Source organism: Acinetobacter sp. ANC_7682 (assembly GCF_056779795.1).
This window is the reverse complement of record NZ_JBWYIQ010000048.1, coordinates 1-12,316: the sequence shown is the minus strand read 5'-3', so window position 1 is coordinate 12,316 and position 12,316 is coordinate 1. Positions and strand designations below refer to the sequence as shown.

Here is a 12,316-nt window from a genome sequence, read left to right as displayed (position 1 = left end):
CGTTTAAATTCCCCATCATTAAATCTAGTTAAATTTTCATATTTCATGGGACGAGTATAAACAATTTTTTACTTTCGCAAGAGGTCTATTAGCTACAGTAGTTATATGGGCATTTGCTTTGACTTTAAGTAATGATGTTTGGCCACAGACCACAAGGAAATTTTCAATTTGATTAGCAATAACTTGTAAGTCCGCTACACTACTCACACTGTCTAAATTAAATACAGCAAGTTCAACACTCGATTGTGCCTTATTAGAAACTTGTTCGTTTTCAGTTGCCATGACTAACCTATATATTTTTAATCTTTTAAATTTTTCGCGTTATATTGTTCTAAATCAGGACGATCATTACTCGTTTTTAATCGAGTTGTTTCCGTATATTTAATGCCGCCAGATTGATAATATTTTTGTGAAATAAACTGATCATCTACTGATGTTGAATTCTTTGTACTCACATCTACTTTATTCACTTGTATAGGCTTATTAACCTCAACAGTCTTTTGATTTGTTAACAATGGAGCTGGATTCGATTTCGTACTGATTCTTGTTGTTTCGGTATACGTTAATCCGCCAGATTGATAATATTTCTGTGCAATGTAGTCATCAGTTACAATGACCTTTTCAGATTGATTCGTAATATTTTCCTGATCCAATGCTGTATCAAAATTTGTATTTGGCATAAACCCAGTTGAATTCATAAAATTCGGAATCAACTTCGATGTGGCCTGCTGAGTTATAAAATCAACGCCTTGCGTACGAATCATATTTAGTGATTGAGAAGGATTTACTGCCATTTGGCTTATAGTCTTCAATTGATCAGGACTTAAACCTAAATTTAATTTTTCTGAAATTCCATCTAAGGTAGAACTTGCCACTTGATTTTTGAGTTGGCCAACAGTTTGGTCTGCTAGACCTTTTAAAGCATTCTTGCCTATATCCTTTAAATTCATACTATTAAGTTGAGTCAAATTATTTTTAACTTGAGCCATTAAATTCTGACCCAGCTGATTTAAGCTCGAGTTCACAAAATTAGATGCACCAGGAATTACTGCATCTGCCCAATCATAACTTCGCGAAAAATGACTTGATAATGCCCAAGGACTTCGCTCATCTTTATCAAAAATGACTTGTGCACCACCAGGAGCAATTCCTGTTACTTGAGCAAAACCATTCGCATCTAATTTCCCTGTTATTGTCTTACCAAGAGAGTCAATAACTTTATATCCAGCTCCTTTAAAGAATTCACTTCCACCATAACTTCTTAAAAGATTCAATGCGCCTTTTAACGGTTGCATTGTTGGCAATTGAGCTGAAGTACTTACACTCGCTCCCGGCTTAAATAAATGTTGTCCAGCCTTGACTTCAAACTTACCAGCTGTGGTCGGTAAAACTCCCGAACTGCTAATTTCAATCTGTGAGCCGCCACCGATCAACACTATTTTTTTTGCCGCTTTAATTTCAATTCGATCTTCCGTCGAAATAATCTGCACACCCTTTCTTGCAATCAGATCCGCACCATCCCCTTGAGCTTGAATCTCGATCTTGCCTTTGCCTGCATACAGTCGTGCCCCTTCTTGCGCGGCAAATAAGCTGATCTTTTTGCTAGCATGGCTAAGTATGCTGTCTTGGGTACTGGTGTTAATACTTCCTTGTGCAATTTGGTTAATCTGTCCATCTGCACTGAGGTGGATGTCTTCGTTACTTTCTACGGCAATGGAGCATGGTGAAGCCAAGAGCATGATCGCTTGTTTAAAAGCCGCGGCTTTGCTTTGGTCTTCGCTCTCTAAGTTCTTGAGATAGCCCTGTAGGTTTTCGAGTAAGCTCAGTGGATCAGTTTGTTGATTTTTTGCCACTTCACTTAAAGCTTTGGCGTTGTTTAAGCTACTTTCGAGTTGTTGTTTGGCTTCGCTTGCATCGAGATGGTTTGCTTTGGCTTGTTCTTGTTTGTAGGTGGAGATGAGTATGCCTTCGCCCGCTCGTACTGCACCCCATTGGTCTGTTCTGAGTTCGAAACCTTCGCCTCATCCTTCACTTTCTGCGGTTGCTTTGGGATGACTGAGATTCCCTAGGTTGAGTTGGCTCGCCCCGTGGGTGTTTTGCAGTTGGGTGGAGATTTGTCCTGTGGTGTCATCAAAGCGGAGTTGTCCATAGCCTTCGCCTTGGACTTCTTTACTTTTAATCCCTGCGAGTTTTTTGGTATCTGGCAGTTGGTCTTGACTGTCGAATCGGGTTGGGCTGCGTTGGGCTTCATGTAGGCGGCCCACCACAAAGGGACGGTCGATGTTGCCGTCAAAGAAGTCGATAACCACGATTTCATTGATTCGAGGAAGGAAGCGTGCGCCATAGCCTTCGCCTGCCCATGGGGTCAGTACATCGACCCAAGCTGAATCGGTATCGTTGTTGTTACTGCCTGCACCGCCATCAAATTGGTGGTCTTCTGCTCGGGTAAATAGGAAGCGTACTTTGATGCGTCCCCATTCATCGACATGGATTTCTTCTCCTGCAGGTCCCACCACTTTGGCGCGTTGCGGATGGGTGCTGGGTCGATGTTGTAAGGGGGTGTATTCGGGTACGGTTTTGATGTTGCGTCGTTGTAGGATGAGTTCGCTGGCTTGGCGTTCTTGGTCCGTGTGGGTTGCTTGGTTGGTGTCTGTCTTGTGTTTTGGCGTCCATTGGCTGCGTTGTAGCAGTTGTTGGACTTGTTGGTCTAAGTCTTTGGGTAGGTTGTTTTGGTTGTAGTAGCGTTTGCCAACAATGAGGAATTCTTGATCAACTCCGCTGTGTTGTTCAATTTCTGGATGGCCATCGAGTTTGAACCAGTAGCCGACTTGGCTGTCTCTGACGCTGGCTTTGGCGATGAATTGTTTGCTTTGTCCAGCGTAGTAGTCGCTGAGGTGTTGGTTGAGTTTTTCAACTTGGCTGTTGCCTGATGCGGTGGCTTGGTCTTCGCCTTTGAGGTCTTGGATCCATGCAGGGCTGATGTGCCATGCTTGTTCGAGGCCTAGGCTGGCATTGTCTTGGTGGTCACTGTGTTGGTGTTTGCTTTGTACTGACCCTGCGCCTTCTTCTTGTTCAAGGGCTGTGGCTTGCCAGCGTTGTAGGTGGACTGCGGTGGGTTGTAGGCTGCGTTGTCCAATAAAACTGGTGATGGTATCAAATTGTTCTGTCGCATCACTACGATGGTAGCGGATGTTGCGTCGGTTGAGGGCTTGGTATTGGCTGTTGTCGTCAATCAGGCGGAGCTTTTGTGCTTCGATCGGGCTGTTGTTGCTCGGTACAATCGGTTGGGCTTCATCAATGAGCCAGTTAATGCCTTCACTGCGTAGTAAGCGAGTCAGAAAGTCGTAGTCGCTTTCGTTGCTTTGCATGATGAAGGGGCGAATGTCGTATTGTTGTTGCAATCCACTGTGGTCTAGGCTGAGGCTAGAGGCAAAGAGTGGGCTTTTGTTTTGCCATTCTTCAAAGAGGATTTCCACCACTTCGACCACGGATTTATTCATAAATACGCGGCTGTTGCGGCGTTTGTGCCAAAGTGAAGTTGCATCGTTGAGCGTGAGTTTGTAGAGGGTCAGTGCCCCATCGCTTTGTCCTTGTGAGGCTTCGGTGATGATGCCTGTGGTTCTAAACAAGGTTCCTTGATCAGTGACTTGATCGACGGCCACTTGTGTGCCGATGAATTGTTTGAGTGGAATTAAGGCATTGGTCGAGAGACAGATGAGTTCTGCTTGCACGCCTTCGTTAAGGGCATGGCTGCCATCAATGCGTTGTAGGAAGACTTGGCTATTCAGTTGTGAATGACTGAATTGGATGTGGAGGGCTCTGTTTTGGGCGGTTAGACCGAGCTGTTCCAATGCCGAAAAGATGTTGGCAAGCATGGTTATTATCTGTCTTTTATAATTTAATAAGGCTAAAGAATTTCTTAATATTTAAACAAAAAACAGACACGATAAACAGGTCCTGTTACACAAAACACCCATTTATTGTGAAATAAAATTACAAATAAAATACAGATTTGATTTAATAAATAATATAGATCAAGTTAATGATTACAAAAAAAGAGGCTGAAGTGTTAGCATCTTCAACCTCTGTAAACTACAAAACTAAGAACTTCTTATTTAAAGAATACGATTGAACTACTGTCCAGAACGAATGATGTAATCAAACGCTGACAGTGATGCTTTCGCGCCTTCACCAGTGGCAATGATGATTTGCTTATAAGGTACTGTTGTACAGTCACCCGCAGCAAATACACCTTTTACATTGGTTTCGTTGCGATCGTTAATCACAATCTCACCACGGTTGGTTAACTCAACTTGAGTTTCTTTTAAGAAATCCGTGTTTGGTAACAAACCGATTTGTACGAAGATCCCCGCCAATTCGACAGTGTGTTCTTCATCCGTCGCACGGTCTTTGTATTTCAGTGCAGTGACTTGTTTGCCATCACCAACGACTTCTGTAGACAACGCATTTTTGATGACAGTCGTGTTAGGTAAGCTGTTCAATTTATCTTGAAGGACTTGGTCAGCACGCAGTTTGGTAGCAAACTCAACCAAAGTGACATGCTCAACAATACCTGCAAGGTCAATCGCAGCTTCAACACCAGAGTTACCACCACCGATCACAGCCACACGTTTGCCTTTGAACAATGGACCATCACAGTGTGGGCAGTACGCAACACCACGTGTTTTGTATTCTTGCTCACCTGGTACATTCATTTCTCTCCAACGAGCACCTGTAGACAGGATGACCGTTTTCGATTCAAGTTTTGCACCATTCTCTAAAGTCACTTCAACTAAACCGTTGGCAGTTTCATCTGCACCTTTGATGTCAGACACACGTTGCAAGTTCATGATGTCGACACCGTATTCACGAACATGTGCTTCCATTTCAGCTGCAAACTTAGGACCTTGGGTCTTTTGCACTGATGTAAAGTTTTCAATGTCCATGGTGTCCATGACCTGACCACCCATGCGCTCGGCAACGATTCCTGTACGGATACCTTTACGAGCGGCATAGATTGCAGATGTGTTACCTGCAGGACCACCACCGATCACAAGCACGTCAAATGCATCTTTGGCATTGAGTTTTTCAGCATCTTTCGCAGCAGAATTAGTATCGAGCTTCGCAACAATTTCTTCCAATGTCATACGACCTTGACCAATATGTTCGTTGTCTTGGAACACCATAGGGACAGCCATGATTTTGCGTTCTTCTACTTCGTCTTGGAAGAATGCACCATCAATCATGGTTGCTGTTGTGCCAGGGTTGTAGATTGCGATCAAGTTAAGTGCTTGAACCACATCTGGACAGTTATGACAGCTTAAAGATACGAATACATCAAAGTCAGATTTGATTTCTAAAGCTTTGATGGATGCCAATACTTCGTCAGATACTTTTGGTGCATAACCAGAAGTTTGTAGCAATGCCAAAATCAAAGAAGTGAACTCATGACCCATTGGTAAACCTGCGAAGAAGACACGCGGTTCTTCACCTGCTTTTGCAATACCAAAGCTCGGTGCACGTTTATTTTGACCATCAAAACGAGCTGTGACGAATGGAGAAAGTGCAGCCACTTCTTCCACAAGTTCTTTGATTTTTGCAGATTTGTCTGAATCATTTAAAGTCGCAACCAATGCGATTGGACCCTCAAGGCGTTCTAAAAGCGTTTTTAATTGAGCTGAAGTATTTTGATCTAACATTGCTAACGTCTCCAAAGGAGTAATATTTGTTTGATAAAGCTATATTAGAAGAAATACAAAAATAGGTAAAACAGTTAGTTTACATAAAGACTATCGAAAAATTGAATTAAAGAATCATCCATTTAAAAATGAATGATTCTTTTATGATGATCGTAACAGTACAAACTTTAACTATATCTCCAAACGTTGAGTGATCGTTTGAATTCTGCTTTTAAAACTACGAGCTAATCCAAAGAAAATAAACATTGACAATAACATGATGGTTGAGAACACCATTAATATCATCTTGACTACTTCTGAAATTTGTCGTGCCTGATTTGCCCGATGATCTATCGCTTTTGCCCAAGGAGTAATAGATTGACCATAAACTTGTTGCTGCATTGACCATAACTGCTCTGCATTAAAACCATATTCGACAAACTGTTTTTCATTTCTTTCAGCTTGCGCAAGTCGAGCTAAATATGCAGTTGCTAGCTTGGTATCTTCAGGTTTGTGAACCAAAGCCACTTGCGCAAGGACGTAGGCTTGAATCACTGGATTGACCTGTTGTTCAGTCATGATGACAGCAATCTGACTTTCATGAATCGATTTATCATAATGACTTAATTGATATTGTTGATCTAAAGACTCATCATTCATGTCATACTGAACATAGGTCAAACTTGACCAAATTAAGATGACAGCAATTAACCAACCTACAAACTTAAGCACAAATGATTGAAAGCGCACATAGAAAAAACGTATTTTCTTTAAAAAATGAACAATAAAAAAAGCACCAATGACTGAGCTAAATACTTTTAGAATGAACCAGCCTAACCAAGATATTAAATTAAAAAAATAGTCAGGCTGATGTTGGTACACGTTTACGACTTCATCTAAACTATGTGGCAAATGAAGCTGCTGAACAGTTTCACTCATGCCCATAAAACCATAAATCATGTCCTGATGAATAAAAAGCGACACAACTGAAATAATGAGTAAGCTGGTACTCAAAAATCCCCATAAATTAAGTATGCGATTTCGTTTGTACAATTCAGGCAATCTTTTCTGAATCTCAGTCTGCACCACAAGATATTCATTGGTTTTATTCAAATTTAAACCTCAAGAAATTAGTGTTTTGGCTGATTTTGACTCGAATCCAAAACAAGTTGTTGAAGATTTCCTTGCAAAGCCTTAATACGGATTGATGCCTCTTCACGTTTTTGCATCCCTTCTTTCTGAATACTAATAACATCATTCACTGTTTTAATGAGGGTATTTTGAACATGTTCAAGTGTTTCAATGTCAATCACGGAACGTTGATTTGCTCGAGCAGTATCGACTGAATTCTGGTGTAATAAATCTGCATTCCGTTTAAGTAACTCATTCGTCGCATCATCAATAGTATTAGCCAATTGGACGCTATTTTTTTGCTCCTGTAATGAAATCGCTAAACTAATTTGATTTTTCCAAGCAGGAAGCGTGATATTTTTTATCGCATAAAACTTATCCACCAACATTGAATTATTTGATTGAATAATTCGAATCATCGGTAATGTCTGCATCGCAGATTGTTGCAATACCTGTAAATCACTCACTCTTTTTTCCAAATTGTTTGCTAAGTGATTTAAGTCGTAGATTTTTTGATTGGTTTGCGCATCTTGTTCTAGCGTACTCAATTCAGCTATTTGCTCTTGAACTTCTTGTTGTTTAATTTCCCCTGCAGCAATATAAACCCCTAATTGTTTATATTCATCCTGCACACCATCAAACATACGATCCAATGTATTTACACGGTCTTTTAAACCTTGTTGAGAGGTTTCAATTTCTTTAACTAACGCATCTATTTGTTCTTTAGTGGAATTGAACTTTTGATCAAAGCTCTGCTTCGCACCTTTAAATCGATTTAAGATACTGCCCAAGAAGCCTGAACTTTTAGCAGGGCTTAAAATACTGTTTGTATTGAGCTGTTGAGCCACTGTAACGACTTCATTTAACTTTTGACCTGTTGCATCCAAATCTTTATTTTTGACTAAATCCAGCAGTTCATCCGTATAAGTCGCTGTTTTAGTCGCGATATTTTTCCCATATTCAGCAACCGCTGCATGATTCATATCAGCTAGTTCTTGGTGAACTGATTCGACTGCTGCAAGGTCTGAGGTCATCAACCCAATTTCTTTTAAATCTAACTTGGAAAACTTTTCCTCCATAGAGATTAAGCTTAAGGATTCATTTTTCTTTTGAATTGGAAAATCAGACATAACACACCTTATTCTTTAATTAGTGATTTTTTTAAAGATCGAATCAGTTGTTCGCGACTTTGATCTAACTTTTCAATATCGACTGCGCCATTTTTAATTTGAGTTTGCTCAAGATGATATTGCCAAGCTGGGATTAATACTTGCTGCGCTTCACGAAAACGATCCGTCAGAGTTAATGAAAGTTGTTGAGTCAATTGCATTTGCATGAGAGAAATATCATTGTTTGCTTGTACCGACTCTAATGTTTGTATTTTTTTAGCCAATCGCTCCTCAAAGTTATCGAGTGGATGGCGATGATGAGAAAAATCTGTGTATTCTGTTAAAAATTGTCTTGCTGCTTGAATGTAGCGCGCCATTTGCTCTCTTAAACCAACTGCTTGCTGAAATCGAGAACTAGACTTTTGGATTTCAATGTGAATACGTTGGGACAGCTGATCAGCATCTAGAATGAGTCTATCTAAATCACGAATATAAGAAATTTGACCCGCACCGAACTCCAAATCCAGACCTAACCACTTTTGGAGAGCATTAAATTTTTTTTGTTTTAATTTCTTTTTGGATTGATTCAATTTTTGAATAATATCTGAAATTGTTTCGCTTAATTTTTTATTTAAAGTGGGGTCTATACCTACCAATAGAGCATTTTGTGCCTGCACAATATGTTCAGCATATAAATTAAGTTTAGACGAATCAGTCAATAAAGGAACAAGATCATGCCTCTTAATTGAGAGCAAATCCGAAGGATTAACTTCAATTTGATTTAAGGGTATAAGCTCATTAAAAGATGACATTGGTGTAATTTAAGAAAGTGATCAGCAATCTTTAAATGTAGCAATAAACTGTTCAAAATATACTATTTTTTTGCAAAATATTACACAAAATCAAACACAAAAAAAGCCAGCAAATGCTGGCTTTTTTATTAATGAGGTTTAGATTTTCTCATTCTAAGCCAACTTAAACCAATGAGTCCTAAAAGCCCAAACCCACCTAGGCTACCCCCTCCACCCGTACGAGAACTTCCAGGCCCTGTTTCCGTATTTAGAACAGCTAATGTTCCCTCACCTGATGAAGCGCCGTCTGCGTCCAATACTGAGTACTTAAGATCATAGGAAAAGACATCCAAATTATTGTTCAACTGAACTCGAATGTTTCCACCATAGCACTTTTTAAAACGGTCATTAGCACATGGCTCTACCCGATCCGCGATAATTGAAACGGGATTCGGTACTCTTGCAAAATAAATTGATACCTCATCCCCATTAGCATTATGGTAAAACTCCTTTTTATTTGGAGGATTGATTGCATTTCTGTTGCCATCACCAGCATCACTCGCTTCAGCCAGTAAATTTACACTGATTTGAGTCGATTTTTTTGGATTGATTGTATATTCCACACGTTCAGGAACAGTTGGCACGATATTGATAAAATTACCAATTAAATATGCACTTGATGTTTTTTTACTGTCGCTTTTTGAAGTAAGCGTATATGTACAGAATTCAGAGTCTCCACTCGGTGTTATGCGACTATCTGTTCTATACATGACTATCTGCTTAAGCTGCGGTTTCCACTCACATTTCAACCGATCATCAAACTTACCTAAGAATGTTTTATCGATATCTAATTTCCCAACTCCCACAACCTCAACTTTGACATCATAATTATCAACATTAAGATGCTCAATTTTTCGCACCTTACCATCAGGAGAAACAAATTCATCTGGTAAATTCAATTTAAATGGATCGAACAAAATTGGACGATATTGATTAAGATTATTTAACTCATTAAAAAATGCTTTTTGATCGGTGAGCTCCTTATTATAATAATCAATCACTTCTTCTTTGGTTTCAGGATCGGCAATAGCATCTTCGAATGCTTTAATTCTATTCTCAGTTGATTTCTTTATTTGAACCAGTGATTCATTTGCTTTACTTAAATTGGAAACAGTCAACTTTAAGGTTTCTATCGCACCAATATCGCAAGTATTGGGAGTCGCATCTAAACTGTTGAGCGAGTCCAATCCAATCCGATTAATACCTCGTTGATCAAGCAGCGAACAACCATCAGTACCAAAATCAACTAAATCTTTACCGCTAGAATTAATCTTCGGAAAAAAGACAGGATGAAAGTTAGTATTCTCATCATTAACCGGTAACGATGTTGAAAACAGATCATTGATACTGAATTGACTAATATCAAGACTATTTTTTTGTGCATTTTCTGACGCTTTTGCTGGTAGATCACAGTCTATAGATGGATTACTCAGTGGAATAGCATTTGCCAATAATTCAATACCTGCTGACTCAACTTGGCTCACATCACCGTGACTATATATACAGGCTTTAGCCTGATTAAAACCTATCACATTATGATTTAAGGCTTTTGCACCTGTATTTCCATACCAAAGCACAGATCGCGCGGTATTCGCGATAATCGTATTACTATCGAGCTTCAAAATAGAATTGGGACTCAAATTTATTTGACCCCCATCTGTTAAACGATCACTAAATTGAAAAATTTGACCTTGTGTAGTATTTAATACATTGGAAGAGATTGTATTTGCTTGCAATTGAGCTGTAGGTTCACCACAAAATGAGAATAAACTGTTTGAAGCTGTATTTCCATTTTCGGTAATAGACATACGGGATAAATCAATCTTACGGCGTGTGAACACAAGATTATCCAAACAAGACATCGCTATAACAGCGCCTTGCTGAGCTGTATTACCACTCACCCAACCAACCGAATAACTTAAAGAGCTATCACTGTCATTCAAAAATATCGCTCCACCTCTTAACGCTGAAGACTTTGTGATATTTACATTATATAAATCAGTCTCGCCGCCCAATAGCAAAGCGCCACCATTGGTAGATGATTTACCATTTCTCAGCTCTATATTTCTTAAACTCAAACTTGGTCGATTTAGATTGGTCGTATTGAAAATGCGATGTGTATTTTGACCATTAATTATAGTTTGAATTTTAGTTTGCGCAGGATAACTATTTGAAATGACATTCGGTTTAGAATAATCGACAGGGTCTTTACCCCTAATAATCACTGAAGAAGTTGGCTGAAGCTCTGCATTCAAGCTATAGGTACCAGCTTCAAGCTGAATAATGTCAGTTTGTACTCGATCCATATTACCTTTAGCACAACCTCCATAAGCTCGATTAGTCGAAGCAGCCGTCAACGCTTCTCTGAGTGAACACTTTGCATCATTAGTCCCGTCTTCATCATCAAAGGTAGTGACATAAATTATTGTATCTTCAGCAGCTATCAAGGACATTGCAGAAAGGACTGCTAAAGTCAAAAAAGCTTTTCTACTTTTCAACATACGATTCCCTTATTATTTTTTTCTACGTATCGCGATTAAAGTCATCAGACCTATTACGGAGATTAGACCTAGCCCCACACCAGAAGTTTTTACTTTATCGCTTGTATAAGTATCTCTGGGGTCTTGTTTGATGACAGTTGGAATTTCGATATAAGGATTCATTGACTCATTTAATTGACGTGTAGATACAACGACCAAAACTTTAAAATCATCAGTTCCGTGCCAATTCCCTTGAGGTGTATAAGTAAACTCTCCATTTTGGAGTAGTTCAGCTTTACCTTTACTAGGAGAGTTATTTTGTTGGATGATCATACAGCCCGCTTGCCATTCTTCTTTTTTGGGATGAGGTCCGACTAAGGCATCACATTGACTAGCAGGTATTAGCTCACCATCTCCTAGAAAATCATTAATATTTAACTTAACAATTTCTCCGTAAAAGATATCCTTTCCAAATCTGCCTGAAGACGTACTTGACTGAATAAGTTCGATTGCGCCTCGATCACACAAAATACGATCCTTACGTGCGTTGCCACGCTGATCAACTGTTTCACATGATGTACCATTTGAATCTGGTCCACGATTAATGATCGGAGAATCTGTTAATTGTCTATAACTAGGCAACACTCTTGGGCGGAAATATCCTAAAGCATAGCCAGAATAGACTTTGAACGGACATAAAATGCCAGATGAATTAACATCACATTCACCTTCTACATCAGTCCCAGCTAATAATGTGCGCTCGCCCAGTTGTTCTGAAGCTGTGCCCTCACAACCAAAACCATATAAATTATTGTTTAAATTTGATTGATCGATTGCAGTCTCTACACGACAGTCTCGATTGCCATTTTTTGCAATTATATTGTTAGTAAGCAATGCCTTCTTAAACGGCGCATTAAAAATCAAGCCAAAATCATTAAAGACCAGCGTATTGTTATTAAGTGCAATACCATCCTTAACATTAGATCTCTTGCGAAAGTTAATTTAAGAGCATCCAATTCACCATTCCAGCAATTAAATTCATTCTTAGACCAAAGCGTTTCCGTCTA

General features: G+C 39.3%; 7 protein-coding genes and 1 pseudogene. All 8 read right to left on the bottom strand.

The window, feature by feature from the left end; genetic code table 11:
* Positions 1-36: 36 nt before the first annotated feature.
* Positions 37-282 carry a hypothetical protein gene (locus AC1M9D_RS13405; protein WP_481612381.1) on the bottom strand — a complete coding sequence of 82 codons (246 nt, stop codon included), beginning with the start codon at positions 280-282 and terminating at the stop codon, positions 37-39.
* A 17-nt stretch (positions 283-299) separates the two neighbouring features.
* Positions 300-3,875: pseudogene (locus AC1M9D_RS13400) on the bottom strand (type VI secretion system Vgr family protein).
* A gap of 258 nt (positions 3,876-4,133) precedes the next feature.
* Positions 4,134-5,699: an alkyl hydroperoxide reductase subunit F gene (ahpF, locus tag AC1M9D_RS13395; RefSeq protein ID WP_481612380.1), complete on the bottom strand. Its 1,566-nt coding sequence runs from the start codon at positions 5,697-5,699 to the stop codon at positions 4,134-4,136.
* Between the two features lie 171 nt (positions 5,700-5,870).
* Complete coding sequence (locus AC1M9D_RS13390; RefSeq protein ID WP_481612379.1) at positions 5,871-6,791, bottom strand: hypothetical protein; 921 nt, start codon at positions 6,789-6,791, stop codon at positions 5,871-5,873.
* Between the two features lie 17 nt (positions 6,792-6,808).
* Positions 6,809-7,939 carry a toxic anion resistance protein gene (locus tag AC1M9D_RS13385; RefSeq protein WP_481612378.1) on the bottom strand — a complete coding sequence of 377 codons (1,131 nt, stop codon included), beginning with the start codon at positions 7,937-7,939 and terminating at the stop codon, positions 6,809-6,811.
* An 8-nt stretch (positions 7,940-7,947) separates the two neighbouring features.
* On the bottom strand, positions 7,948-8,730 hold the full coding sequence (locus AC1M9D_RS13380; protein ID WP_180027900.1) for a tellurium resistance protein: 783 nt from the start codon (positions 8,728-8,730) through the stop codon (positions 7,948-7,950).
* 128 nt (positions 8,731-8,858) lie between these two features.
* Entirely contained in the window at positions 8,859-11,270 is a 2,412-nt protein-coding gene (locus AC1M9D_RS13375; RefSeq protein ID WP_481612377.1) for a CSLREA domain-containing protein, read from the bottom strand.
* 12 nt (positions 11,271-11,282) lie between these two features.
* Positions 11,283-12,251: a rhombotarget A gene (rbtA, locus tag AC1M9D_RS13370; RefSeq protein WP_481612382.1), complete on the bottom strand. Its 969-nt coding sequence runs from the start codon at positions 12,249-12,251 to the stop codon at positions 11,283-11,285.
* Positions 12,252-12,316 lie beyond the last annotated feature (65 nt).

Coding starts and splice junctions, on each gene's coding strand:
- AC1M9D_RS13375 (WP_481612377.1), bottom strand. CDS start 11,270: ATGTTGAAAAGTAGAAAAGCTTTTTTGACTTTAGCAGTCCTTTCTGCA.
- ahpF (WP_481612380.1), bottom strand. CDS start 5,699: ATGTTAGATCAAAATACTTCAGCTCAATTAAAAACGCTTTTAGAACGC.
- AC1M9D_RS13380 (WP_180027900.1), bottom strand. CDS start 8,730: ATGTCATCTTTTAATGAGCTTATACCCTTAAATCAAATTGAAGTTAAT.
- AC1M9D_RS13405 (WP_481612381.1), bottom strand. CDS start 282: ATGGCAACTGAAAACGAACAAGTTTCTAATAAGGCACAATCGAGTGTT.
- AC1M9D_RS13385 (WP_481612378.1), bottom strand. CDS start 7,939: ATGTCTGATTTTCCAATTCAAAAGAAAAATGAATCCTTAAGCTTAATC.